Raw genomic sequence first — 25732 nt, 5'->3', positions numbered from 1 at the left:
AACCTCTAGAAAGCGCATCATATAAGGATTTTAGAGATTCTGGTCGTTTTTGACCGTACTGAAATGACATCTTTTTTATACCTGAAAACGGCTTCATATCAACGTTTTTAGAACATTGGTCGTTTTTGACCGTACCGAAATCACTTTTTGACAGTTCCTTTTCTGAACAGGATACTAGTACTAATAGTTCAGAGTAGGGGAGGTGTAGGTATGTCATTTAAACATGAAAATCGTCATGTATTGGTCGCTAATAAATTACTGATCGCGATGAGCGGCTTGACACGTTGGACAAAACGTCAAGACAGTTTTTTATATGAACAGCATCACTATAACATTCCAGGACCTTTCCTGGCATTGAAGTGGACAAAATCTCGTATTCGGCATTTGTTGACGCTTTTATCACATTGCGATGATCAAGGCGTTCTCTCGTTGATGGAAAGTGAAGCATTGGCTCACTATGCGCGTACGTCAGTTCGATCGTTACACAATAACCTACGCCTTTTTGAATCAGCTGGACTAATTCGTTATTCGATTCATTTCTCCGGAGTCGTTACCATTGAACTCGTAGATTATCTCGAGAACTACCGTGATCTTTTTGAAGAAGATGGTACGTATACATCGAAGACCGGTTATACGTCTCTTTGGTGTGGGATGGTGCGCCAACTGATGGATATTGAGCATGTGAATATCCTTCGTGTCGCGTTACGTGCTCTTGTGCAAGTAGAGCGAGACGTAAATGTTCAATCGCAGGAGAAAGCGACTTTAACCTATGATGAAGTACGTGGATTCCTACCACGTTACTGTGGACACCGTTTGGCTGTAAAAGGCATGCTCGATCAACTATCGCAGTTTTTCAATGTGCATTTAGTTGAGAACACGAAAGATTTCTTATCTGCTGTTAAAGAGAATGTCTCGCTTAAGAAGCGCATACATACCGTAACACGTCCTTTAATGTTTCACGTGAAACTCGAAGACCAAATTAACAGTAAGCGTATCCGGGAAGCGGAACGGGCGCGTACGTTGATCAGTTGGTTCGATCTTCGAGAAGTCGCCCGTGACTACGTAGATTTTGATGCATTAGAAGTTCCGCAAACATCGCTGCAGTCGTTGAGTGATACGTACGGATTTGCTGCCTGTGATGCAGTCATTCGTTCGATTCGAAACGATTTCTATCAATACGGGGAACGTCTCGAAGATGCAGAACTCTATCGCCTCTTCTTTGACTCACCAATTCTCTATCTAAATGAACAACTCCGAGTCGTATCGGAAAAAATGGCCATTGCATGATGGTCTATTTGTCATGCTTTTTTTTGAAAATAGTCGTGAAAAGACAACAATTCCGCGTTGTTTTAAGTTATCCTGATCAATTTCATTGTAAAACTACTCATTTTATTGATCCCTCCAAACTCAATATGAATATGCCATACTATTTAGGAAAAAAAACAAATTCTATTGTCAAAAAAACAGTTTTTTGAGTTGCTTATTCAATAGTTTCTGAACAAAATCATTTAATGAATTCATAAAAAACAACACTCTTTGAATTTCTACAAATTGTGCTGTTCGTTTCTCGAATTGTAAAATGTTTTGTTTTTGTTGGTGTTACAGGCTTGAGGAGATAAAGTCTTTTTCTAATTCTTATTAATTCTTTATTAATCTTTTTAATCTCTTCCAATGTGTTGAATCATAATAATCTGGTAGATCACGACGTATTATGATGAAGAATAAAATTAAAATATGGAGAAGCATTTTAAAAGCGTAGACAAAACATCTAAGTAGGAAAGCTTAAATAGCCTGTAAACATTTCGATGTCGAAATGTTTACAGGCTATTTAATAATGTATACATAAAAATACGTTCATATTATCTTTTGAATACTGATAATTATTGAAATTATAATTTTCATGTGCCATGATGAATGAAGAAAGGGGAGAGATAATGAATATTATGACGTTTTACATATCAAAAGGAGGATCCGGGAAAACAACTTGTTCGCTCAATATGGGTCATGCCCTTGGGGAGCTCGGGTATCGAACGCTTCTCGTTGACTTAGATCCGCAGGGATCATTAAGTAAGTTAATGCTGAAAGAGTCGGACACGATTCAATACATGACGCTGTACGACGTCCAAGCGAAAGGATTAGCGATTGAAGAGATCTTATTTGATGATGAAAAACATAACATTAGTCTTCTTCCCTCCAATGAACGAAATGCACGTTTAATCAATCTAATATCTGAACAAGATAAGATTTTTCTATTAAAAGACTTACTATCTCCTCTTGCCCATGAGTTTGATTGGATCATTCTTGATTCAGTTCCTTCAATCAATGAATTATCTAAAGTCGTCTTATCGTGTGCAGATGAGGTGGTTATCCCATTTATGCCGAAAAAGCTCGTCTTTGATCAGTTAGGAAGTACGGTTCGAACCATTCGACAAGTGAAGAAGTATTATAATGCTTCGCTAGAGCTATCGGGTATTATGCCAGTCGCAATCGATCTTGGTTTAAAAGGCGATCGCGAATACGCAGAAGCGATGGAACAGTTGGCAACAACAGAACAATTACACGTACTTCCCTCTGTACGACGCGCTGCTTTTATTGAGAAAGCGGCAGATAGCGGAAAGAGTGTTTTACAGTACAAGTCGAAAGAAGGCATAGAACTGGCACAGCCGTTTCGTGAGCTAGCACTTTTGATGACAGGAGGTCCGAAACATGAAAGCGCGGAATAAACAAATTCATAAAGTAAGACCACAAGACCAACATCCTTATCGGAGTGGATTGACTGATCTGAGTTCTGTCGTTCAGAAGTTACCGGTTTCCCGTGATTTAGAAAATCTCGCAGTCGAGATTAAAGAATTAGCGAAGATTCAAACGATCTCTGTTTTCGAGATTGGTAAGCGCTTGTCGATTGCTAAATCTGAAATGCACGATCAACAAGAATGGCGCACGTTTTTAGAAGTCGTCAACATGTCAAATTCACTTGCCTCCCGATATGTTAAAGCGTTTGACACCCTAGAACCATTTGAAGAACAACTCCAAACGTTACCGGCTTCCAAAGTATTCGAACTGATGTATGTCGATGATCCAGAAGACATCATTTTAAATGGGTTACCTGTAGAAGAAGGTCGGAAGTCATTAGACAGTGCGACAGTACGAGAAATTCGTGCTGCGCGATCAACTACAGCGAAAGTGAAAGTAAAGTCGTTCCAGCCACTCGAAGCGACATCGACGGTCCTTTCTACACGAGTCCCGACAGAAACATCAGAACAGATTCATATATTAGCTCGTGCTAAAGGATTAAGCATTAGTGAATACATTTCAAAGATGATTGAAGAGACGATTCAGCGGGACATTATAGAGGATCGTAGTGAAATCATGGAAGGAGAGAAGGAACAGTGAAGAAAATTGCCTTATATAACCGAAAGGGTGGCGTCGGTAAATCAACGACCACGATTAACCTCGCCCATGCGTATGCTCGACAAGGATTACGCGTTCTCGTCATTGATGCGGATGACCAAGCTTCGACAACGAATGGACTTGGCTTAACCGATGATTACGATGGGAAAGTATTGCTCGATTGTTTGATTGAAGAGCACGATCCCTCATATGCACCGATCGAACAAGTCATTGTCACTTGTGAGTATGAATTAGGAATCATTCATTTAGTACCCACGCGCCGTTCTGCTTCTCCTACAGGACTGACGAGTCAGATGGGGTACGAATACCGGTTGATTGAAGAACTAGCGCGACTCGAGGACTTATTTGATATTTGTTTAATTGATTGCCCGGGATCAACGTCCGCTTTAAACCCGTACGCACGTTGTGCTCTTGTTGCGCAGGACCGGATCGTCATGCCGGTACAGATGCAGAAGTTTTCGATGGATGCTGTGTACACAGCTCCAGAAGAATTGGAAGAAATGAGACACGGATACAAGGAAGATATTCATATCTCAGCGTTTATTCCAACAATGGTGAATGCGCGCTCTAAAGGAGATATGACGACTGTGGACGAGTTAAAGGAGTTAGGGGAAGAAGTTGGAATTCCTGTACTAACGACAATCCCATACATCGTAAAAATTCAATCCTTACAACGAGAAGCACGTCCTGTCCTTGACCATAAGAGTCCAGCGACAGATGCTTACTTACAGTTAGCAGAGGAGGTACTTGCCCTATGAGCAGTCGACGTAAAAAAGGACAAGCAACATTCAAAAGCTTTCAGAGCACAGTAGCTGAAACAACGGTTCAAGAACAGGGAACAGAAGCGTTACGGGAAGAGCAAGTCGAAGCGGTGAAGAAATTTGCTGCGCCTGCGATGTCAAATCCGTATCAGTCGCTTCCAGCTATCGGCTTATCACGCGTGCTATCAAAACGTCTTCCGGAAGACATGGAAGGTATTATTCAGTACTACAATCATATTGATACGATTCAAGCGACAAGTTTTGTTGAAAAGTGTCGTATTTTAGCACATGCGAATGAAGTATTCCGTGACGCTGACACTAAAGAAGCGTTTCAGCAGGAACAAGGAAGTTGGAAAGAATTTTTAAATCGAATCGGAATGTCTCATCCTCAAGTCAATCGCTTTATTTCATTTTGGAATGTATTTGGACCAACTATCTTAGACAAGGCGATTCAACAGGACTTTAGTGCTTCTAAATTAGCTGAACTATTAACATGGCCAGAGGATCCAAAAGTCGCCTTACTAGAAGAACGAAAGTATACGACGAACGATGGGGAGTTCACGGTCTATGAAATGACACGTGAGCAATTACGTGAAGTGAAAAAAATGCTGAATGAGCGTAAAGAACAAAGCGTGATTGATGCAACTCCTATACAGCCAAAACCAGCACGCGTACACGTAGATTTCTCCGATAAAAATGATCCATTGTACCAAACGCTAAAAAAGCGAGCGCAAGATCAAGGCATGAAACCGGATCAAATCATACGAGCAGCTTTAGAACAATACTTACGCACGTAATTAGATGAAAAAGACCGTCCTACATCTCAGTAGAACGGTCTTTTGATAATTTCAGCTTAATCGATTACTCATTTTCACTATCGAGAGATGATTGTGTACGCTCTCGTAATACAGCTAGCTCAACTTGTTCGTGAAGGCGTCGTTCGAATGATTCTTGATCCCGTTGCGCAATGGTTAGCGCTAACGACAGTTTTCGGTTTTCTTCTTCTAACTGTTCGGAACGCTCGGTACGTGCTTTTAATTCATCAATTCGATCAGTTAATGCTTTGTTCTGACGATACAATTGATCGCGTTCTTCTTCGAGTTTAGTAAGATTACCTTCTAAGTGAAATACTTCTCGTTTTAATGATGTGATTTCTTCTTTTTTAGATACTTCTATTTTTTCTTGTTGATCTCTTGCCTGAACTAATTCATTTTCTGTCTGTTCCAGTTTTGTTTTCATGTCTTGAAGTTCTTGATGATGATTAGAGACTTTTTCTACGTATTCTGCTTCTAAGTTTTCTTTTGCTTGGAGTACTTCTGACTCTAACTTAGTGACTGTCTCTAGATGACGAGATTGAATGCGTTGATTTTCGTGTTGGAACGCTTCAAGACGTGCTGCACGTTCTTGAAAGAGAAGCGTAATCTGTTTGAGCGATGCTTCTAATACAGCATCCTCTTCAGTGAGCTTTGGATCAATTTTCTTTTGTTCAGCGAGTACAATAAACTCTTCGAATAACTGATTGGTTGTAATTTGGCGTCCTTTTATTAATTCACCAATTTTGTCAGTAACGTCTTCAGAAAGACGGAACGATTTATTTTTCATTTCATTGGATGACATATGTATACCTCTTTCAACTTAAATGTTTATAGACAGTATATCATGTGCTAATTCAACATATTAACCTAAAAGAAATTATCATAAGAACGAGCTAAAAACTGACTATAAGAATAAGTAGCTGCATTTTGATTACTAAGGGCAGATTACATAAGTTCGTGTAATTAGTAGGTGTTATGTTCAATGGCGTTTCGAAATCGAACGTATACAAATCAATTTATTTTAAATGCGGAGCATCTACAGTTTAGAAGTAATTTCTTTGTTTATCGTAGAAATTACTTCTAGCATATTTTCATCGTGTTCTGAGCATTAATAAAACACAGCCTATAGCCAAAAAAGGCGAGGTGGAAGGATTATCCATACAAATTGCATAGTAATCGGTATACTAATGATTAAGAGATGAATTAGATAAATAATAATAAATTGTCTCTATATTTAAATTGAGGTGATATATATGGTATCCGTCACACAACGCATTAAAGATATAAAAAAAATTAACTCTGCTAAGCAACCCAGAGGTGGTTATATTCCTCCAAAAACATTTAATAGAAGATGTTTTGATGATGGAATTGAGCTGTCTTTAAATGAGAACATCCATCCATCACTGATTGGCATTGTCGTAGATTATTTGACTCGCTTTTGTCAAGGTGATCATAAAGCCTTTGCTTCCCCTATATCTGGAGCGTTGATGATAAAAGAGCTTGAATACGCAGGAGAACTACGATCGGAGATACACGGGTTAGATGAAGAATCGATTTTTAATGCGTGTAGATTATGTGGGTATGAGAGCGTAGCACGTGCTGGAAAACATACGTATGTACCTGTCCAAACGATTAATCCAGACGATGCAACGATTCAGAATATCAAAACAATGGTAGCGAGAAGCCTTCATTTTTTTGAAGAGTATGGACCGGTGAACCAAGAAAGAATTAGTTTTGAGGGTGGTTATACAGATATTATTACTAATGGGGATGCAGACTATTTAACTCCGCATGCTCTATGGGAAATGAAAGTTTTAAAAAGTAGCCCTACTACTGACCATACACTACAATTATTGATCTATTACTTAATGGGATGTCGTTCAAAACTTAAAGACCGCTTTGATGGACTATCCAAATTAGGAATATTTAATCCAAGACTAAATACAATGTACATTTTAGATATTGATTTAATTGACTTGGAAACGATTGAAGATGTGTCTAAGCATGTCATCGGTTATTCAAGCTAAGGTAGATGTCTAAGTTATCAATTTATTTTAATCTATATGGGTATTATAAGTGTATTAAAATACACGGTAAGTTGAGGTGAATAAGAATTGTCGAATGTAGACACACTGTTTCAATTGTTTTTGAGTAGTATTAAAGAAGACAAGCGATTATGGAAAAATGAATACCTAGTTTCAGAAATTGGAGAAAAACTTTTTGATTTAACTAGAGGGAGTTATAAGACCGCTTCTTTTAACTATGCAATGACTAGCTTATTTAGTAGACAAAAAAGTCAGAATTACTTTATTTTAAAGAATAAAAACCTGCATTCCGAATTTACACGTTTAGCTAACGATGCTAATAGAAATAACTCAAGTTGGAAAACCGTTTATGGAACAGAAAAAGTAAGGATTAATCCATACTATTTAATAAATCTTTTCCCGTATTCAAAAGGCGATAGCATTCGAATATTACCAATGTCTAATAAAGACTTAACATTTAGAGATAAAACTACTGCAGAAGTTCAAATATGGTTTCAACATACACTCCCTTCTGAACTGTATCAATTTAAAACTGGAATGAATATAGAACGGGGATCGCTTGTATTATTTCAGTGGAACTCTCACTTAATTGCTTCTGCCGTTTTAGAAGAAGTAATTAAATATTCTTCTCCAACCCAAAACGGTTATACGGGTAGCTATAGATTTTTCCCTTCTTCAATAGCTACATTTATTCCTATTAACCTTCAGGAGGTTCAACAATCTGGCATTCATCTAAACAAATTTAGTAATGCTAAAAGAATAATTAACACTTTGTATTTTTACAATATGATGTGCTTACTTTTATCCAAAGAAATCACATTTACATCCCTAGGCAAATTAGAGGATCAAGAGGCAATGGAACGTATTGAACTGCCACATCGTGATCCTGAAGATGAAGATATTCCAGTTCAACGGATCAGAATAAATAATATGAAATCAAATCAAAAGTGGGTCAGAAGTAAATCTATTGTCAAAAAGGCTTTAACTGCTTCCGACTATACTTGTGAATACGATGCATTACACCAGAACTTTATTTCTAAAGTGACAAATAAAAATTATGTCGAAGCACATCATCTAATACCAATGGAGTTTCAAGACGAATTCGAGTATAGCTTAGATGTAACTGCTAATATTGTAATGCTTTGCCCAGTTTGTCATAAACGAATTCATCACGAAAGCATTACTCAAAGCAAAGAAATAATAAAAAAACTATATGATCAAAGAATTGGCAGAATGAAGCAATGCGGAATTTCCATACCGTTAAAAAAGCTTCTTTTGTATTATAGGTAATCTCAAAGGGATTATTTAATCAAAAAATTCTTAAGGCAACTGAAATATTAATATATTATGATAGTTCGTAATCAAAGGAGAAAAATGATGAATCGGCTGCTATTAGAGGGTTCTGTTCGATTATCTAATAATATGACAGAAGCTAAATTTTACGAAGAGTTACAAAAATGGATTCATGAACAAGGAAGTACATTTGAAATAGACTTGCAAAGCAAGGATCAGGAGTTAAGCATTCAAAATGCGCAACATAAGGCTATTTTTAGTAAAGACGGGATAAAAAGATATAGTTTACATATTAAGTGGAAGACGAATGAGGAGTGTCAGAAAGTTAGCGTAGTTATGATGAATCCTAGTCATGCTAATGAAAGATTTAGCGATCCAACAGTAACATTTATGACAAAATATGCGCAAAAGTATTTTAAGGCGGGTAGTCTTACAATTGTCAATATGAGCCCAATTATCAATCCCGACTCTCAAGCTCTTAATGAAGATCACTTTATCAATGATACTATTAATGAGAAGGCAATCGAAGAAGCGATAGAGTGGGCTGATACTGTGTTTTTAGCTTGGGGCGATCTAGGTAGATATGGCGTTGAAGCAATGGGGAATAAATTCAGGAATTTACTGAATTCAAATCATCAGAAGTTATATTGCTTTGCACAAAGTCAAATGGGTCAGCCAAAACATCGAAATCAACGACCACCTTACCAACTAATTCATAGACCAATAAGAGTAAATCTAAATGCGATCTTTTAATTATTATGAGCTGTTTTTCAAATGATTTTTTTATCTTTGATAATATGGGGTACCGTGAGTCTTTCATATATTTGATAAAGGAAACAAGCACCGTTTCTTTAATGTTACTTGAATGATCGGTAGATGTATTATTGATACTAGACCAAAATTACTTATCTTCTATATGTGAATATATATTATAAAATTCCCCTTATCTGATAAATAGGTATCATAGTCTATTCATGAAAAGGGTTGTACATTTTTTGTGCATAAGAATCTTATTTATTTATACAAACAGAAATTAATAAAGAATACAAAGGCATATAAAATAGCATAATTCAAATATCTAATCAAAAAATGATAAGATAAATTAAAGTATACATTTCGATGTCGAAAAATTAAGCTATTTTTTATTTTCTAGAAGTTTAATAATAGTGTATGCTAATAAAAGGTTAGTTTAAAATAGCTGATTTTATTATGATCTCATGAACAGCTTAAAATTTTATGTACTTAGAAATAGTGTGATTTTAAATACACAATTTTTTGAACGTAAAAAGTATCTAACAAATAAAACAGTTGATTTTTGATTGAATAAAAGTATAATAAAAGTAACAGCAGTCAACTAACGCCTCTTAACAATGCGAAACACAGTTGGCCTTTTTTTATGTCAAAATTCAAGGCGGAGTTTTTTAAAGATGGATAATTCCAAAAAAATTAAATTTGTAGATGTTGAACAATTATTTTATACAGATGAGCTTTACGATGTAAGAGACATTGACAAAATTAATTTTTATTTTGATCAACCACAAAAAACAAAGCTTCTTATGAAATCTCCTTATTCAATAGAAGAAATGATTGAAAAATTGAAAAGAGATAATATGTCTTTCACATTGGAAGAAGAGAATGAATGTAAGGATTTTTTAAGAAAAGTAAATTATTACACGTTCAAATATTATTCAAATGATTTATTTGGTAAAGGCATTGAAAAAAGCTTTACTGCGGTGAAAGCAACTTATAGTTACGATCATTACTTAAGAAGTTGGCTACACGACTTGATTTCTAGACTAGAAGTATTCTTGCGGTCTTCCATTATCGATATATTAGCTCAAAATTATCAATCAGATAATTTTCAACCTGCTCAATTTTATTTAGATGAAGATATTTATTTCGAGGAGAAAGGGAAACGTTCTAGAACTAAGAAGGAGAGAGTAGTTAGAGTTAATAAATTATATGAAAATTTCTATAAAACGATCCAAGCTAATAAACAAAAGCATGAAGCGATTAAACATCATGAACAGAATTATGGTGCTACACCAGTCTGGTTATTGTTTGATTTAATGACTTTAGGTAGTCTTTCAACATTCTATAGCTTATTGATTCCTCAGTATAAAACTCTTGTGGCTCGAAAAATGACTTCGAATGCCAAAGAAAATAGGCTATTAGGCGATTTATTAGCAAGCTGGATTGATTCATTAAGACACTTAAGAAACGTAGTATCGCATACAGGTAAAATTTACGGTACTAATTTCAACTTGATTCCAAAAGAACATGAGAATGACAAACTGTACATAGAAGAACTAAGACGATTTCATTACGATAAGAGATTAATAATTCACTTATTATTTATGAGAAGACTTTTTATGGTGATGACTGATGAAGATCACACCATATGGAATGAGAAAATCGAAGAATTGTATTCAAAGTCTAATGAGAGTGATTCTGTTTTACTTTCCAAAATCGGATTTGTTGATGGAACGAAAGCGAAATTACTTATTAATGAAATACCAGAAAAATCATAGAAGTAGGCAGTTTTATTCGTTCGACTGTCTACTTCTATGAGAAAACCGTAGTTATAGATTATTTGTTAAAAGAACTGATAATTATACCTTGTATTTCCGTTGACGATTAAATACCACCTTCCAGCGCCTTGTACAGATATGGTTACTGGAGATTTTGTTTGGTGACCGCCAAAGTACTTAAAACGTCGGCCGCTTTTATAATGTTGATAGTTGATGCTATCTATTAAAAACACATCTGCTGCATGTTGCAATTCCACTCTAACAGTTAATGTAGAGTCTGTATCCACATAAGGAATTCGATCCATATTATCACCTCCTTTGAATGGTAATGAGCTTATGTTAATACTAATTCAGGATTAGAGGCTTTAAAGTGTGTTCTGATTTTAGTTTCATTTACAAAACTAAAAGGTATGATTTCTCGAGACTTTAATTGTTTCAAGTAGTGCGCTTCACGAAGTGAAACAAATGAAGTCAACTTCCAAATCTTTGATTCGTTGAAACCAATCGATCGAATGTTATGCATGAGGCGATCAATTGTATTAGGATCCTGCAGCCATATAACCTTTGCTTTGATACCATAAATTATTATCCTCATTTTTCTTCAGATTTTGACCACACATAGTAGCCGTATCAATTCGATCAATCATCGCAATGATATTACGAGCGCCAATCAACTTTCCTACTTTTCTTACAACTTCCAAATCTACATGTTCGCTATCAAAATTCATACAGATAGTGATATCTCCAGCAGCAGCAGCTTTAATCAACGTTCCCGGAACTTGTCTTACTTTCTCGCAAATATTATCAAGCGACCATTTTTGGATTTCTGAATCGTATAACTCATGTAGTCTGACTTTCTTTCCTTCTGATGTTCTCCACTCTCCACGTATACATAGCACCTTGAGATACACTGAATATCGCATTAGAGCGAAATATAGGAATGAGTATTGGTTTTTGAGTGTTCACAATAGGGAGTGAACTGATTTTTACCAATGGTCTAATTAAACAAGGTATATCTAATCTGTTAAGTTTTATACATATTTTCATTATTTGTTTGTTAGTAGATGGATTAAATATTCATATTACGAATGAGATTGATTCAGAGAATCGATCTACTAGCTGATTATTATTTTTTTATTGGGATATTGATAATAAGTTGTGGACTTGCTTTGTATATATGCTCTTCTTTACTTGCTGTTCTTAATGATGAATTTATGATTAAACTTAGCAAGCGAACAAGCTGGAAGCTGGCAATAAAAAAGACATGCGGAGAGTGTACAGTCTTTTGTATCGCGTTTTAAATGGATCAAGTGGTATCGGAACGTTATTCGTCCATTGTTTTTTAGATATTTTAATTGATATAGTGTCTCGCATTTTTGATATGATTAAAATACCAAAAAATTGACACGAGAAAGGGGTCTAATGGAAAAAATAACAAAAATTGATTGATTAGCTATCGTATCACGATCCACTGTACCACGCGTACTAAATAATCATCTTTGTGTAACAGAGCAAAAAGAGAAGCTGTTTTAGAGGCCATTCGTTTGACCAATTACGATACAAACAAATTGATGGGCTAATGGTTGCTTCAATAGTGACTTCAGCATCAGCCTTGCCGGAAATCAGTAAATTCGGTTCGATAGTATCATGTGAGTGGTCGGAAGGAGATCATTCTCAAATATACATTGATCATTCCGATGGAATTGAACTAGCCATGAATCACCTTTAGGAGAGTAGATATCAAAGCGTAGCGCTTTGTTTAAGAAATTCAGATAGCAGTGTTGGAAAAAGTCGTAAAAATGTATTTTATAAGTATATCCATTAGAGTAATTTTAGTCGGAAACGATTATGTGGCAGCAGGAATCATTCACCAAGCGAGACTGTTAAAGATAAAGATTCCAAAAAAATGTGCTGTGACAGATTTGATAATCAATTGATTACTGAAGCAATCGATATTACCACTATCGATCAGCCGATTCATCAATTAGGAGTGCAAGTAGTCAGAATGATAGATGGTTTAATTAATCGTCAAACAATCTACTTAAATGTGAACTTAAAAATACATGTGCAAGGAGAGCTGATTAAATGCGAAAACTGATTATATTCCATCAAAATAATTACAATCCAAAGACTAAAGAGAGATTTAAAACGAAAGAGTTTTTATTTAGTATTCTTTTATTATGTGGTTTTTTAGTGAGCATTCTTCTTATCCCACTATTATCTAATTATTTTGTACTTCTTGTCTCATGGATACTACCAGCTGGTTTTGCGATAGGAACATATCGTTACTTTAATTATTTAGAAAGAGAAACAGATTTTTTTGTAAATAAGAATGAGGAATACAAAATAGCATTAAAAAAACAGTTAAATGAAGAAAGTATAGTTAACAGTGCTCAACTTGATGTACTTATAAAAACATTAACTGAAGAGCGAGATGGAAATCAGAAACAGTTAGGTGTCGCTTTTCCATTCGTCGTTCTAGGCGTCACCTTAATTTCGACTCTTTCCAATAAGGGGCAAGTCACTAATGAAACATTAGCTTTATATTTTGTAATCTATTTTTTTGCCGCCTTAGTGATACATGCTATCTTAAAAATTTGTGAGCCATTTTTTAATTTGTATGCAGATCGTGTGGCTACATTGATTAGTTTTTTAAGGGAAATTCAAATCGAGTGGCTAAATGATCGTTCAAGAGAAACTGTCACTATTTTAGATCAAGAGGAAAGAAAAAATGAGAAGAAACTTTCAGTTGAAATTGAATCTGCAATGACTAAAACTTCACCAGTAGATACTAAAGAAACAAATCCATTAGTTTAATGTAATAAAAAATTAAAAACGACATTTTAATCAGCAAGTTGTTATTATCGTATAAATTACCTCTTTTTAAGACATAAGACAACGTTCTTATAAAAACTAAAAGGAGGAAATAGACAAATGGTTAATTTAGCAGTTAGCAACAAAAAAACTGCACCTAAAATGTTAGCACTAGGTGCATTGGCAGTTTTACTAGCAACAACGAGTGTTTCAGCAGCAACATCTACAGCATCACTAAACTATACAGCAAGTGCTGAGGGCGGAAAAATTAATATTCACGATGGCTCGTCACGTATGACAGTAACTAATAGCGGTGGAGGACCATTCCAATTAATCGGATACGCTAAAAAAAGTATTGTAGTTTTACCTGATCCAACTGTTCATACTAGCTATGCTCGCCCTGTTACAGAGGTAAAATCATCATTTTCTCCAGCACCATCCACATATTACGCAGAAGCATGGGCAGAATATAGTTCTAAAGATATCCGCGGAACTGTAAAGATTACAGATTAATGATATAAGACCTTTCTAATAATTAGAAAGGTCTTATTATACTAATTTCATATAGAAGGTGTGAATAATTTGAAGAAAATCATAAATTCATTCGTATTTTATTCAAAGATTAATTACAAAAATCCATTATTTATCGTATCTTCACTTTTTGGCTTTATCTATCTATCAATAATGATCTATACATACACGTTGTCCGAGATCTCTAACCCCGGGAACTTTCTACAATTGTCGTCTTTCTTAATACAGGGGAGCATGCTAGTATTTGTTTTTTTAGGTTATCATGCTGCAATTACTGAAACAAAAGAAGATATTAATAACTTTTTTAGCTCGATACCTAATAGTATAAGTGTCAAAAGTATTTCAAATTATTTCTTTGTATTTGTAAATAACATCTTATTCTCAGTAGGATCTACACTGATAATATTGATGATATTCTATTTTTCAGGATACAGAGAATCAGAAATCTACGTTAACTCAATCAAATTTATTATGCTGTATTGGTTCTTCCCAAATTTAATTATTTCTTTAATTGGATTTTACATCGGACAAATTTCAAATAGTAAAATTAATTATTCCGTACTAATTTTAATATGGCTGGTCCTTTCTCCTACAAACGTTTATGTTTTAGAACCATTTTTTAATATACTCGGCGTGAAAGAGATCCCTGCCTTTATTCATCTTGGAATTGATAATCCTCAAATGTCTTACAACGCATTAAGCGGGTTTTTATTTCCGCAAGGAGATCTAACAAATAAATACGTTTGGACGTTAATGCTGTTTCTATTAATAGCAATCAAATTATTTAATAATTCGTATTCGTTTTTTAAATTCCAAAAAAGTTTAGCACTAACGCTCATTATACCGGTGTTAGTAGTAGGATTTTCAAATTTTCAAAAAAATGAAAAAATTACACCTGAAAAATTTAACAAAAGAAATATCAACGAGTTGGATTACTATTACAACTATACTCCTGAAAAAGTAAACTCGTTAAAGAACTTTGATTACGACATTAAACAATACGATATTCAATTGAGCATTGAGAATCAGTTAAAAAGCGAAGTGAAGATTTACTTTAAAGACGAAGAAAAGGGTGAAAAAGTTTTTTCTTTATATCATCAATTTTCTGTATCTTCTATAAAAGATGAGGAGAGAAAAGTAGTTAGATTTAAGCAAGATAAGGACTTTTTAAAAATTTACTTAGATAGACCGACAAAGTCCATTGTTATTAATTATAAAGGTAGTTCATCTCCGTTTATGGAAGCTAAAGCATCACATGCATACTTACCATTTTATTTCTCGTGGTACCCTGTAAAATCAGTAAATCCTGCAATGAAAAGTGTTTACAATTCAAATATGCGATTATCAGTGTATGATACATCAAAAATAAAGTTCAATTTAAAATTGAATGGCAACGTTCAATTAATGGATAGTCTTGGAGAAAAAAACAATAATACGTATCAAATAACAAGTGATAGCGGGATAAACATTATTTATGGTGAGCTCAAAGACAAAACCATTAATAATTATCGTGTTGTGTACCCGATTACTTGGGAAAATAATATTGAGACTATAGCTAAATACATTGACAAATTAAGAGAGACATTTAATCTTATAAATCAAGTTTTTCATAAAAAAGCTTATAAATTTCCTGAAAATATTTATATTGTACCTGGAAGAGGCGCAAATGATGTTTTACCTACAGAAACTATGTGGTACCAAAAAAACAAAAATCTATTTATTTTAGTAAGTCCTTATGAACATCACAATAAATTAACTTTTGATATCATGAGCAAAGATATTTCATATCAACTCGTAGGTGCTATGACATGGAAAATACAAAATAACTATACCGAAAATGACAATATTCCAATCATATTTAATGTCTTAACAACAAATTACATTAATAAAATGCATAAAATAGCAAAAGAAGAGTATTCGGAAGGTGATTTTTGGATCAGTGAAGTATATGACAATGAATCTAAAAAAAATAAAAAATATATTGAAGAAATAATCAACTTTATTAGCACAAGTGATGATGACAAAGCTGCAAGATTATTAAGAAGATGGAACGATTTAATGATGAACAAAGAACTCACATGGTATCAATTAAAAAATCAATTGATTAAATCAGGAGGTAACAAATGATTTATATTAAAAACATTTCAAAAATCAAAAATAAAAAAAGTATTTTAGATGATGTTTCACTAAATATTGAAGGAATATACGGGTTAATTGGACCAAACGGTGCTGGAAAAACAACATTGATGAGAGCTATTGCAGGCATTATTAGTGTTGATAATGGAACGATTGACTTAGAGCATTCAGATGATCTTAGTATAAAACCTAAGAAGATTAAAGACATTCGGAATCTGATTGGCTATCTTCCACAAGATTTTAATTTATACCCGAAAGCAACTGTACAAGATTGTTTAAATCATATTGCAATACTTAAAGGGTTAAAAAATAGTGATGAAAGAGCAAAGAGAATTGATTATGTACTAAAAAAAGTAAATTTACTTGAATCAAAAACTAAAAAAGTTGGAAATTTATCTGGTGGAATGAGAAAAAGACTTGGGATTGCACAATTATTTTTAACTGATCCTCAAATTATCATAGTTGACGAGCCGACATCTGGATTAGATATTTACGAAAGAATACGTTTTAGAAACTTATTGAAGGAACTTTCTAGAGAAAAAACTGTAATTATTTCTTCGCATATTGTAGAAGATATTGAATTTTTATGTACAAAAGTAGGGATCATTAAAGAGGGGAAATTACTTGTTGAATCAACCCCCCAAGCGCTTGCTAGCTATGCGAAAGGGTTAGTTTGGGAAATGAAAATAAATCATGATAGTTTAAATGAAATATTAAATAAATATATGGTTATTGAAGTTGATGAGATCAATATAGATACAATAAAAGTGAAAATTATTTCTACAGAAAATCCAGGAGGCGCGGTAGCAGTAAATCCTCGTTTTGTAGATGGTTATGTATCTATTATTAAAGAGCTAGGTGGTGAACAGTTTAGTGAAATTTCAAATTAAAAGTATTGGCTTTAATTTTTATATTCCTATTATTATAGCTTTATCATTAATGATTTATCTTTTAGGTTTCTATAACTCTAAATTTGATGCACAGTTCTTTTTAGTTCTTCAGATCATTTTTGTTCCGTCAATTTCATTATGGTCGTCACTTTTAGTGTACAGTCTCTATCATGAAAATTCAGAAGAAATAATGATTCAACTACCAAGTCAAAAAATTGCTAAATATAATGCTTATTTTATAAGCCTATTTTCACTATTGATCATTATTTTAGTTACTATATTTTGTATTAAGAGCGAAAGTTTTTCTTTTATCAGCTTATTTTTATTATTATTTACTCAGTCCTTGATACTATCAATTACTTCATTTTTAAGTAGTATACTTTTTAAAAGTGTTGAGGTGTCTTTACTAATAGTAATTATGTACTGTGGATCAGAGGGGTTGACGGGTGGGAAATTAATTCCATGGCCACATATTTTTTATTTTGATACTCAATTTACCATCAAAATAATTATTATAAATTTATTTGTTACTTTGATCTATTTAAGTATATGCACATGGATTTCTATAAAATATTTGAGAACGATTGAAAGAAGAATTCCATTTATTTAAATAAGTATAAATCAAAAATGACTTGTCCTTTTTAATGAACTGAGCCCCGTAAAATGGACAGTTTAATAAAAAGACCAAGTTTTCTACGCTGCGATCAGATGGTTCCGATATTGTTTCGGGGTCATCTTTTTTAGGTTCCATTGACCGCGCTCGCAGTTGTAATAGCTGATGTAGTCCCCGACTATCTCTCGGACCTCCTCGATTGATTCGCACGAACGGTTGGTGACATAGTCCTTCAAATGACCGAAGAACGATTCGATCGGTGCGTTGTCGAGACAGTTGCCCCGACGGGACATGGACTGAACCAGTCCGAGGTCGCCAATGAGTCGCTGGTAGCTCGGATGGGTGTAGTGAAAGCCTTGGTCTGAATGAATCATCGCCTCGGGATGTCGCTTCTCTTGGAGATGCTCTTCGAGCTTTTTCATCGTCTGAAAGACGAGGTCCATGTGAAGACTCGTGGACAATTGGTGTGCCACGATCCCGCGTGTGGCGACGTCCTTCACACAAGACAGATAGACGTTCTCGCCGGAGGCGATAGGGAGGTAGGTGATATCGGTCACGAATACCTTCCCGGGCTCGCTCTGCCGGGAACTCGCGGTTCAATCGGTTCGGCACGACGCGGCGTGCGTCGCCCGAGAGAGCTTGTGATAAGAGTTCATCCTCCGGATTTTGGTCACGGTGTTATATTTGCGCATCAGCCGAAGAATCCGTTTATGGTTGATCGGGAAACCGAGGGTAGCGAACACCTCCATGTACAGCCTCCGATAACCGACTTTGCCTTTGTGGCTATCATGGATTTTCTTGAGGAGTGTCGCATCTAGATAATCATGCTCTTCCCGAAGGGAATCCGCCTCGGCACGGTTCAACCAAGCGTAATAGCCACTGCGGTCACTCCGGCAATCTCACATAGTGGGCAGACGAGATTCTTAATCTGTGCGATGCGGATGACGGTGTTGATGGCCTGATATTTCTCTGCTGGTGTCAGTTCGTACGTTTCGCCTGCCCCTCTAACTGCTCTAGCTTTTTTAAGAGCTCGTTCTCTGCCGTCAGGTATTTGATCCGTGCCTCTGCCTTCGCCAACCGTCTCTCCATCGACTCGTCTGTCTTCGGGCGTCCGCCTCCCAGAGCCTTTCCACGTTTGTCGTTCCGGAGACCCTCCTCTCCGTCTTTTCGGAACGTTTGGCGCCAGCGAATCAACGCGGAATGCGCTTTTCGTTTCCCGATCACCGTCAGGTCGAATCCAGCCTCCGTGAAGATTTGTTGAGGTCCTTTTCCTTCCATATTCTCACGTACAGCTTTGACCTTGAACTCGGCCGTGTACTGGATTGAACGTTCTGATACGGAAGCGACGTTCGGATTTTCTTCGAGCTGGTTGATTTGAGTCATAGTGAAGGTGATTTTACTCATGGTTGTTTCTCCCGTCTGAATGAATAGGTTCATTATAGCGATTCGTATGCACACGAAAAACCCCGAATGATACACTTTTTTATAAGTGTTTATCATTCGGGGTTCAGTTCATAATCGGATTAAGTCATTTTTTGATTTATTTTGAATGAGAATAGCTTGGTTATATTTTTAATATGAGTACAAAAACTTGATCTGACATTTGTTGAAAGACTTTAAACATTAATAAATAAGAAAAAGTAGATGTAATAGGTTGTATATGTTCTACTATAAACTTCTTTCTATAATATCAGCTGATAATAAAATGAAGGGAAGATGTTAATTTATGCTTATCGGTAAACGGTTAGAAGAACAAGAAATTAAATTTATTCTACATGACATCAAAGAAAATAAGAAGTTAAAAAATCTAATTGAAGAAATGAATCATAAACAAAAATTTGAATTTAATCCTCAAGAAGTAAAAGTCATTCAAGCAATTGAGTTTGATGCGAAAAAAGAAGAAGATGTTGTAACTGCAAAATCGATTTATTTTGAAGTGGCCAGCAATGTAAAGATTCGTTATATTACTCGATATCGAAATAATGATTTATCGACTCAAAATGACTTTTTTGTAGGTGAATATTATAACGAAGATAATGATGAAGTTACATTGAATAATTATACTGCTCGAAGCGAAAATTATATTAAGTTTTCAGAATCGACTTTTGATCAAGAATTAATCGCCTTGTATAAAGAAAAAAATGATAAAGAAGAAAGTGAGTTTCCTTTTTATCAAGATTATGTACCTGGAATGTTAAATGGAGATGTAGAGGCAAATGGTGTTTTTGATGGCTGTTTAGCTGGAGGTTATATTTGGTGTGGTCAAGCTTGTGGTGGTTCGTCAGCTTGTACTTCAACTAAAAAAGGAATTAATGGACTAGATAATTGCTGTAAAACACATGATTGCTGTTATACAAAACGAGGTGTAAGTTACCCTAACTGTTACTGTGATCAAAGATTATGTGACTGTGCTCAAGCAGCAGGTAAAACATTTAATACACCTGTAGTAGAAGCAGTAATGTGCTTTGTTTGCTAATAAAAAAAAGGAGAAGGAGATAAAAAAATGGAAAAGAATAAAAATGATGTAGAGGCTTTAGTATCAAGTAACGGAATTTCTATCGCTATTGGAGATAGAGTGGTCAATGGAACAAAAATGAATTTTACAAACGGTCTGGCACGAATCTCTGCTAAGAATACAAGTTCAAATGCAGTAATGGGTGTTCATATTGTAGACGTGGCAGGATTCGATGAACCAGTTAAAGAGTGGTTTTTGCAGCCAGGGCAATCGTTAAATCAGTCAAATATTAAAGTTAAAAAGGATTATTTGTATCTTCGATTGACAAGTTACAGTCAAAATGCGACAGGTCATGCTACATTGACTAAACTGTAAAAAATAAAAATTTCTCAAATTAATTAATCGATTGAATATAAATATAAATCCTAGTATTAGTGGTCATCTAATGTACTAGGATTTATATTTAATAAAATATTACAGGATTCCTAAAAATCCTAAAATTGATAATACAAATAGAAGTAAAAGAATACCCATTGCTATAAAAGCAAGATTTTTTCCGATACCTTTTTTACTAAACATAGCAGTTAATAAAGCTAACAGCATACCACCAATTAAATAATTTGTTCCCCAAAATCCGTTGACTGGAAGTACGCTAAATGTAATTAAAGTAAAAATAATTATCCCAATAGAAATCCACCCAAGATTTTTTGTCATGATGAAACCTCCTTTTATTACTAAATTAATTTTAGTATTTAGTATATAGTAACACATAAGTGTAAAAATAAAGGTTATACTATTTGAATTATTTAAGAAGATGATTATTTTTAACTAATTAATATTTCTTATGAATAGGACTAAAATATCGATATTCCATAAAAAAAGAATTTCGTGAAATGGTGCTTCTTTAAAAATTTTGATTAATGAGTAGAGTAAAAAAACCTTTAATTTACTAACACGACAATTTTATATAAATCCCAAATTTAGATTTTTTCGAAACACTTTTAAAATGTAGTAACTAAACTGAACTTTAGAGTTTAGAAAAAGTATTTGAATTGATTTAAGCTGCCATTAAGATGACTTCGGTATTGTACCGGAGTCATCTTTTGTCGTTTCCATTATTTTCGTTCGTTACTGTAATAATCAATAGATGCAACAATCATAGTTATACTTCATCGAGATTAGCTACTAATTACTAATCGAAACATCTTTAAAGCACCCAAAGAATACTTGGATCAGGACATTATTCAGTCAGTTTTCTGTATGCGACATGTATATAAACATTCCAACTCATGAATGCGTGATTAATAAGCAGGATAGGTATTTGAACTTCATTGGAATGTATTATGAATTGCGAGTAGCATATATTCTCGTGTAGTCATTCTACGAGTATATTCCTTGTATGATGCAGGTTTCATATAAAAGTTTGTAGATTCATAATATGCCATCATTTCAAGGGTGCGGAATCTTTCAAATAAGAGAGATAAACTACTTGGATAAAGTCAATACGAAGATAAGTGTTGTCTATAGCAAATATCTTACTATTTCTCTGATCGAGCTGACGGTTTGAGTCGTTTGATCCACTCTCAGTGTTATATGTCGCTATAGACATTTTATGCAAAATGCTCTGCCTACGGATCTTCATCGCATTCTTCAAGCAAGGAGAAATATGCTAGTGCCAAATAATTCTTGCGATTGACCTTAATGAGCATATACAGAGCCTTGGCAATCGGTTAAATGATTGCCTTCGTAAAAAATATAATGGTCATATAGTGATCACACGTCATTATTTTAAATTCTTCATTTCTCTTTTAAAACCATAAATTTGTTCTTTGCTGTAAGGTACTTAGTTCGTACTTCAGATTTCCCAAGGCTTCATCCGATGGAAGCTTCCTTTTTCGGTTAACGTCAAAGTTGAATCTTTCACATTTATCATTAAAACTCTTTTATCCATATATAAATTGTAGTGAACCATACTTTCACTACTTCGTTTGTTGTTTACTTAGCAATCATGTTACAGGGTAAAGAACAAATTGTATCGGCGCTTACCAACTGGATTCGAAAGTATCGCTCGAATTTTAAATTCTCCTTTGAAAATTTGCGATCTGATATGAAGGCGATGTGGAAAGTTGTTTGCGTTGATCTGTATTAATGATAAATCTGTTCATGGATAGTTCTCCTATTTAAACTGAGTAACTACAATATATCGATAACTTTAACTAACGTTTTAATCAAGGGGCCACTGCTCATTGATTAGTTTAACTTTACAGCTGATGTGTCACTTTTTACTTTTTGAGAGCTTAAATAATAAATTGAAGAAGATGATTATTTCTGAGAAGAATTTATTAACAAAAATTTTCATATCATAAAAAACATAAATAAAATAAAAATACATAATTATTTAATTTAATTCCAATAAAAAGTTGTTATAAGGCTTCTTAATACCTCTTTATAGGTTATTAAAGGCAATTTATGGAGGTTATTAATTGGCTAAAAAAGATTATGTGTCACCAAGTGTGTTGTCTGTAGGAATCGAAACAAAATGGCAAAAAGGATTCTACGGAGAAGGAATAGTCATTGCAGTTTTAGATACCGGTTGTGACGTGATGAACTTAGATCTGAAAGACAGAGTGATTGATGGATATAATTTCACCGAAGAGTTCAATGGAGATACAAATAATTATGGAGATACAAATGGTCATGGATCACATGTAGCTGGAATAATTGCAGGATCTAACAATAATTATGGCATTCAAGGTATTGCTCCCAAAGTATCTTTACTGATAGTAAAGGTGTTAAATGGTAGTGGAAAAGGTTCACTTGAACTTCTTTCTGAAGGACTAAAATATGCAATGAATTGGCGAGGTGATAATAATGAACGTGTCAAGATTATTTCTCTATCATTAGGAGTTCGAAAGTACGATAAAAAGCTACATGATCTTATCAAACAAGTTGATAAAAAAGGAATAACTGTTGTTGCAGCAGCTGGAAACGATGGTGATGGAGATTTGACTACGATGGAATATCGGTATCCAGCTTCTTTTAAAGAAGTGATTTCAGTTGGTGCAATTGATGAATCAATTAAAAATATAGCTGATTTTTCAAATTCAAATGAATTCGTAGATGTATATGCTCCAGGGGTAAATATTTATTCAAACTCCTTGAATAATGAGTTTATCGAAATGAGTGGTACTTCAATGGCAGTTCCTTTTGTAGCTGGATCCTTAGCAATTTTAATTGAGGAATATGAGAAAAAAGCTACTAGAACTATTTCTACAAAAGAAGTATTCGAAATTTTGATAAATCATACAACTATAGAGTTTATTGAGAAGACAATGATTAAATCTTTATATTTAGAAAAGTAATAAGTTGGAGGTGGCTTTGTGAAAGAGACAAGTGAATTGATTTTAAAATGCTTTTGTGAAAGTCGAAAAACACAAGCTTTTTTCTCAAAATGCTTAAGTGAAAATTTAAGCGAGACCGAAAGAAGTTTCATCATTGAGCTCATAAAAGATTCAAGTAACTTATCTGAAAAAATTAGCAACTACTGTAAAGAATAATTTTTTTTCGTTAATATAAGAACATACGTTTTTATTTCTTTGGGGGAAACTATGGATAAAGATAGATTAAACAGTTTAGATGAGAAAATAGTTGAATTTTTTGATGCTAATCAAGAGTTTTTAAATAACAAAATTATTAAAAATTTTTTAAATAACATCGAAAATCAAGAGCTTTTACTAAATGTTATTGAGAATCCAAATGAGAATAATAAAAATAAAATTGATGAATCGTTCAAAAAATTTTATTTTAACGTTCGATTTATCTCATTTATATCTCAGACTATATACTTTAGTGCAATTAATTTTGATAAGAAAATAAGACTTGTAAATAGTAGATTTCCGTTGATCGCTGATTCTAATTTAAAAGAAGATGATCAATTATCAATTAAAGATTTAATAGTTGATGATAAGGCCCATATCAATATTGAACAAATAATAAATGATGAGAATTTAGAAAAATATGTCGGAGACGAGAAATTACTACAGGCAATTCTTCTACTAACAGAAACTCAAAAAAAAATCATTAGTTTATCCTACATTGATGGACTATCAGATACTGAAATCGCTAAAAAGCTCAACAAGTCTCAGCAGACTGTATCAAAAACTAGAAAAAAAGCGCTAGAAAACATACATTCTCATTTAAATTTAGTTGAAAGGAGAACACTTGAATGACGGTAATTGAGTTACCACAATGGATTTCAATACTTGGAAATTTTGGATTTCCTATAGTGATTACTATGTATCTATTCATGAGATTTGAAAAGAAAATTGAAAATCTTGAAGTCGTAATTAGTCAACTATCAAGCGTAATACAGACGCATAAAAAGGATTGATTAAAATGGATCTATACGAATTAGTATCGAAATCAAAAAATGATGATCTTGCTCTTGAAAAAATCATTACTATGTTTGAACCCAAAATAAAAAAATCTTTGTCACTCACGACAAATCAGAATAAAGATGATCTCTCACAAGAACTGAAGTATAAATTAATAACCTCGATTAAACAGTACGATGTAAATTCAACTCCAGGATTTTGGGAGATTTATAATAAATCAAAAAAAGAAGTAGTTTAATTAAAAAGGAGAAAAATAAAAATGAAAATTACAGTATATACATCTGAAAATTGTACGTTTTGTAAATTGCAAAAGGAATTTATGTTAGAGAAAGGATTAAATTACACTAATGTCAACATTTATGAGAGTAAAGAAAAGTTTGATGCATTTAAATCAGAGGATGGAATAGGTACTCCATTAACGATTGTTGAAAAAGACAATGGTGAGAAAGTAAAAATTCATGGATTTAATTTATTAGAAATCGAAAAGCAATTACAGCTGAGCGATAATAATTAATTTTCATACTTCGTGTAAGAAAAATCATGAAGGAGTTTCAGATTGAACTTTAGGTACTATATGAAATTGATGTGTGCTCGTTGATTATGATTTTATAAAATGATTCTGATTTTGTATAGAAATCATTTTAATTTTATAATTCATGTTTAGAGTTCCTATAAAAATGAGCTTCAAATAAGTCGTTCTCAAGAAAAAAATGTAAGTTCAATAAAAGCACCCTTAACGTTTCAAGCTGATATGAGATGGCTTCGGTATTGTACCGGAGTCATCTTTTGTAGTTTCCATTGTATTGTAATAATCAATGTAACCATCGACCATGGCACAAACCTCATCGAGGTCAGATACTAATTAATAATCGACATAATCTTTCAAGTGCCCAAAGAACGACTTCATCTGGGCATTATCCAGGCAGTTTTTCTCTACGGGATATGGATTGAAGCATTCCCATCTTAACTTATACGTGTTTGATAAGCAGAATGCGTATAATGGAATCCTTGATTGGAAGGTATCATGGCTTCTAGCGAACATT

General features: G+C 33.9%; 25 protein-coding genes and 1 pseudogene. 21 read left to right on the top strand and 5 right to left on the bottom strand.

Annotation, left to right across the window (positions count from 1 at the left end; all coding sequences use genetic code 11):
* The first annotated feature begins 210 nt into the window (after window positions 1-210).
* The 5 genes from N179_RS14885 (at window position 211) to N179_RS14865 (ending at window position 4969) form a co-directional block, all read left to right on the top strand.
* Entirely contained in the window at window positions 211-1287 is a 1077-nt protein-coding gene (locus N179_RS14885; protein ID WP_055966330.1) for a hypothetical protein, read from the top strand.
* Window positions 1288-1934: 647 nt separating this feature from the next.
* Window positions 1935-2723, top strand: a complete 789-nt coding sequence (locus N179_RS14880) for a ParA family protein (RefSeq protein ID WP_075643117.1) — start codon at window positions 1935-1937, stop codon at window positions 2721-2723.
* Window positions 2707-3393, top strand: a complete 687-nt coding sequence (locus N179_RS14875) for a DUF3102 domain-containing protein (protein ID WP_055966325.1) — start codon at window positions 2707-2709, stop codon at window positions 3391-3393. The genes N179_RS14880 and N179_RS14875 overlap by 17 nt, the downstream gene beginning before the upstream one ends.
* The gene (locus tag N179_RS14870; RefSeq protein ID WP_055966323.1) at window positions 3390-4169 is read left to right on the top strand and encodes a ParA family protein; all 780 of its coding nucleotides are present in this window, start codon (window positions 3390-3392) and stop codon (window positions 4167-4169) included. Before N179_RS14875 ends, N179_RS14870 begins: the two co-directional genes overlap by 4 nt.
* On the top strand, window positions 4166-4969 hold the full coding sequence (locus N179_RS14865; RefSeq protein WP_055966320.1) for a hypothetical protein: 804 nt from the start codon (window positions 4166-4168) through the stop codon (window positions 4967-4969). The genes N179_RS14870 and N179_RS14865 overlap by 4 nt, the downstream gene beginning before the upstream one ends.
* A gap of 64 nt (window positions 4970-5033) precedes the next feature.
* Here the strand turns inward: N179_RS14865 and N179_RS14860 are convergent, their stop codons facing one another.
* Window positions 5034-5789, bottom strand: a complete 756-nt coding sequence (locus tag N179_RS14860) for a coiled-coil domain-containing protein (RefSeq protein WP_055966318.1) — start codon at window positions 5787-5789, stop codon at window positions 5034-5036.
* 451 nt (window positions 5790-6240) lie between these two features.
* Here N179_RS14860 and N179_RS14855 point away from each other — a divergent pair, with 451 nt between their 5' ends.
* The 4 genes from N179_RS14855 (at window position 6241) to N179_RS14840 (ending at window position 10856) form a co-directional block, all read left to right on the top strand.
* Complete coding sequence (locus N179_RS14855; RefSeq protein ID WP_055966315.1) at window positions 6241-7014, top strand: hypothetical protein; 774 nt, start codon at window positions 6241-6243, stop codon at window positions 7012-7014.
* Between the two features lie 87 nt (window positions 7015-7101).
* On the top strand, window positions 7102-8322 hold the full coding sequence (locus N179_RS14850; protein WP_055966311.1) for an HNH endonuclease: 1221 nt from the start codon (window positions 7102-7104) through the stop codon (window positions 8320-8322).
* Between the two features lie 87 nt (window positions 8323-8409).
* A complete protein-coding gene (locus tag N179_RS14845) occupies window positions 8410-9078 on the top strand; it encodes a DUF1643 domain-containing protein (protein WP_055966306.1) in 669 nt (222 codons plus the stop codon).
* A gap of 674 nt (window positions 9079-9752) precedes the next feature.
* The gene (locus N179_RS14840; RefSeq protein WP_055966303.1) at window positions 9753-10856 is read left to right on the top strand and encodes an Abi family protein; all 1104 of its coding nucleotides are present in this window, start codon (window positions 9753-9755) and stop codon (window positions 10854-10856) included.
* Window positions 10857-10921: 65 nt separating this feature from the next.
* Here N179_RS14840 and N179_RS14835 read toward each other — a convergent pair whose 3' ends face one another.
* A complete protein-coding gene (locus N179_RS14835; RefSeq protein WP_055966300.1) occupies window positions 10922-11161 on the bottom strand; it encodes a DUF1883 domain-containing protein in 240 nt (79 codons plus the stop codon).
* Window positions 11162-11395: 234 nt separating this feature from the next.
* Window positions 11396-11623 carry a hypothetical protein gene (locus N179_RS16995; RefSeq protein ID WP_158024773.1) on the bottom strand — a complete coding sequence of 76 codons (228 nt, stop codon included), beginning with the start codon at window positions 11621-11623 and terminating at the stop codon, window positions 11396-11398.
* A 321-nt stretch (window positions 11624-11944) separates the two neighbouring features.
* On the opposite strand from N179_RS16995, the gene N179_RS17315 reads away from it, so the two are divergent.
* The 5 genes from N179_RS17315 to N179_RS14810 all read left to right on the top strand — a co-directional run bounded on the left by N179_RS17315 (window position 11945) and on the right by N179_RS14810 (window position 17227).
* Window positions 11945-12157 (top strand): DUF6198 family protein, encoded by a 213-nt coding sequence (locus N179_RS17315; RefSeq protein ID WP_479723700.1) that lies wholly within the window; start codon window positions 11945-11947, stop codon window positions 12155-12157.
* Window positions 12158-12941: 784 nt separating this feature from the next.
* Complete coding sequence (locus N179_RS14825) at window positions 12942-13673, top strand: hypothetical protein (RefSeq protein WP_055966296.1); 732 nt, start codon at window positions 12942-12944, stop codon at window positions 13671-13673.
* A gap of 117 nt (window positions 13674-13790) precedes the next feature.
* Entirely contained in the window at window positions 13791-14183 is a 393-nt protein-coding gene (locus N179_RS14820) for a hypothetical protein (protein WP_055966292.1), read from the top strand.
* A gap of 252 nt (window positions 14184-14435) precedes the next feature.
* Window positions 14436-16328: a M1 family metallopeptidase gene (locus tag N179_RS14815; RefSeq protein ID WP_143404490.1), complete on the top strand. Its 1893-nt coding sequence runs from the start codon at window positions 14436-14438 to the stop codon at window positions 16326-16328.
* A complete protein-coding gene (locus tag N179_RS14810) occupies window positions 16325-17227 on the top strand; it encodes an ATP-binding cassette domain-containing protein (protein ID WP_055966285.1) in 903 nt (300 codons plus the stop codon). Before N179_RS14815 ends, N179_RS14810 begins: the two co-directional genes overlap by 4 nt.
* 693 nt (window positions 17228-17920) lie before the next feature.
* Here the strand turns inward: N179_RS14810 and N179_RS16840 are convergent.
* Window positions 17921-19244 (bottom strand): annotated as a pseudogene (locus N179_RS16840) (IS3 family transposase).
* Window positions 19245-19566: 322 nt separating this feature from the next.
* Here N179_RS16840 and N179_RS14790 point away from each other — a divergent pair.
* A complete protein-coding gene (locus N179_RS14790; protein WP_055966276.1) occupies window positions 19567-20316 on the top strand; it encodes a phospholipase A2 family protein in 750 nt (249 codons plus the stop codon).
* A 27-nt stretch (window positions 20317-20343) separates the two neighbouring features.
* The gene (locus tag N179_RS14785; RefSeq protein WP_055966274.1) at window positions 20344-20670 is read left to right on the top strand and encodes a hypothetical protein; all 327 of its coding nucleotides are present in this window, start codon (window positions 20344-20346) and stop codon (window positions 20668-20670) included.
* A 99-nt stretch (window positions 20671-20769) separates the two neighbouring features.
* Here N179_RS14785 and N179_RS14780 read toward each other — a convergent pair whose 3' ends face one another.
* A complete protein-coding gene (locus tag N179_RS14780; RefSeq protein WP_055966271.1) occupies window positions 20770-21009 on the bottom strand; it encodes a hypothetical protein in 240 nt (79 codons plus the stop codon).
* A 1769-nt stretch (window positions 21010-22778) separates the two neighbouring features.
* Between N179_RS14780 and N179_RS14775 the strand changes: the two genes are divergently transcribed.
* The 5 genes from N179_RS14775 to N179_RS14755 all read left to right on the top strand — a co-directional run bounded on the left by N179_RS14775 (window position 22779) and on the right by N179_RS14755 (window position 25203).
* Window positions 22779-23657 carry a S8 family peptidase gene (locus N179_RS14775; protein WP_055966269.1) on the top strand — a complete coding sequence of 293 codons (879 nt, stop codon included), beginning with the start codon at window positions 22779-22781 and terminating at the stop codon, window positions 23655-23657.
* 246 nt (window positions 23658-23903) lie between these two features.
* Complete coding sequence (locus N179_RS14770) at window positions 23904-24524, top strand: sigma-70 family RNA polymerase sigma factor (RefSeq protein ID WP_055966266.1); 621 nt, start codon at window positions 23904-23906, stop codon at window positions 24522-24524.
* Entirely contained in the window at window positions 24521-24685 is a 165-nt protein-coding gene (locus tag N179_RS14765) for a YvrJ family protein (protein ID WP_075643114.1), read from the top strand. The genes N179_RS14770 and N179_RS14765 overlap by 4 nt, the downstream gene beginning before the upstream one ends.
* 5 nt (window positions 24686-24690) lie before the next feature.
* Window positions 24691-24927: a helix-turn-helix domain-containing protein gene (locus tag N179_RS14760; RefSeq protein ID WP_055966263.1), complete on the top strand. Its 237-nt coding sequence runs from the start codon at window positions 24691-24693 to the stop codon at window positions 24925-24927.
* Window positions 24928-24948: 21 nt separating this feature from the next.
* Window positions 24949-25203 carry a glutaredoxin family protein gene (locus tag N179_RS14755; protein ID WP_055966260.1) on the top strand — a complete coding sequence of 85 codons (255 nt, stop codon included), beginning with the start codon at window positions 24949-24951 and terminating at the stop codon, window positions 25201-25203.
* Window positions 25204-25732: the final 529 nt, after the last annotated feature.

The organism is Exiguobacterium indicum HHS 31 (genome assembly GCF_001939065.1).
GTDB lineage: Bacteria > Bacillota > Bacilli > Exiguobacteriales > Exiguobacteriaceae > Exiguobacterium_A > Exiguobacterium_A indicum.
The sequence above is the reverse complement of the archived record's forward strand: the minus strand, read 5'-3'. Positions and strand labels throughout refer to the sequence as shown.

Excerpts from the sequence above, each read along its gene's own strand:
- N179_RS14885 (WP_055966330.1), top strand. The coding sequence starts at position 211 with ATGTCATTTAAACATGAAAATCGTCATGTATTGGTCGCTAATAAATTA.
- N179_RS14880 (WP_075643117.1), top strand. The coding sequence starts at position 1,935 with ATGAATATTATGACGTTTTACATATCAAAAGGAGGATCCGGGAAAACA.
- N179_RS14875 (WP_055966325.1), top strand. The coding sequence starts at position 2,707 with ATGAAAGCGCGGAATAAACAAATTCATAAAGTAAGACCACAAGACCAA.
- N179_RS14865 (WP_055966320.1), top strand. The coding sequence starts at position 4,166 with ATGAGCAGTCGACGTAAAAAAGGACAAGCAACATTCAAAAGCTTTCAG.
- N179_RS14860 (WP_055966318.1), bottom strand. The coding sequence starts at position 5,789 with ATGTCATCCAATGAAATGAAAAATAAATCGTTCCGTCTTTCTGAAGAC.
- N179_RS14855 (WP_055966315.1), top strand. The coding sequence starts at position 6,241 with ATGGTATCCGTCACACAACGCATTAAAGATATAAAAAAAATTAACTCT.
- N179_RS14845 (WP_055966306.1), top strand. The coding sequence starts at position 8,410 with ATGAATCGGCTGCTATTAGAGGGTTCTGTTCGATTATCTAATAATATG.
- N179_RS14840 (WP_055966303.1), top strand. The coding sequence starts at position 9,753 with ATGGATAATTCCAAAAAAATTAAATTTGTAGATGTTGAACAATTATTT.
- N179_RS14835 (WP_055966300.1), bottom strand. The coding sequence starts at position 11,161 with ATGGATCGAATTCCTTATGTGGATACAGACTCTACATTAACTGTTAGA.
- N179_RS17315 (WP_479723700.1), top strand. The coding sequence starts at position 11,945 with ATGAGATTGATTCAGAGAATCGATCTACTAGCTGATTATTATTTTTTT.
- N179_RS14825 (WP_055966296.1), top strand. The coding sequence starts at position 12,942 with ATGCGAAAACTGATTATATTCCATCAAAATAATTACAATCCAAAGACT.
- N179_RS14820 (WP_055966292.1), top strand. The coding sequence starts at position 13,791 with ATGGTTAATTTAGCAGTTAGCAACAAAAAAACTGCACCTAAAATGTTA.
- N179_RS14815 (WP_143404490.1), top strand. The coding sequence starts at position 14,436 with ATGCTAGTATTTGTTTTTTTAGGTTATCATGCTGCAATTACTGAAACA.
- N179_RS14810 (WP_055966285.1), top strand. The coding sequence starts at position 16,325 with ATGATTTATATTAAAAACATTTCAAAAATCAAAAATAAAAAAAGTATT.
- N179_RS14790 (WP_055966276.1), top strand. The coding sequence starts at position 19,567 with ATGCTTATCGGTAAACGGTTAGAAGAACAAGAAATTAAATTTATTCTA.
- N179_RS14785 (WP_055966274.1), top strand. The coding sequence starts at position 20,344 with ATGGAAAAGAATAAAAATGATGTAGAGGCTTTAGTATCAAGTAACGGA.
- N179_RS14780 (WP_055966271.1), bottom strand. The coding sequence starts at position 21,009 with ATGACAAAAAATCTTGGGTGGATTTCTATTGGGATAATTATTTTTACT.
- N179_RS14770 (WP_055966266.1), top strand. The coding sequence starts at position 23,904 with ATGGATAAAGATAGATTAAACAGTTTAGATGAGAAAATAGTTGAATTT.
- N179_RS14765 (WP_075643114.1), top strand. The coding sequence starts at position 24,521 with ATGACGGTAATTGAGTTACCACAATGGATTTCAATACTTGGAAATTTT.
- N179_RS14760 (WP_055966263.1), top strand. The coding sequence starts at position 24,691 with ATGGATCTATACGAATTAGTATCGAAATCAAAAAATGATGATCTTGCT.
- N179_RS14755 (WP_055966260.1), top strand. The coding sequence starts at position 24,949 with ATGAAAATTACAGTATATACATCTGAAAATTGTACGTTTTGTAAATTG.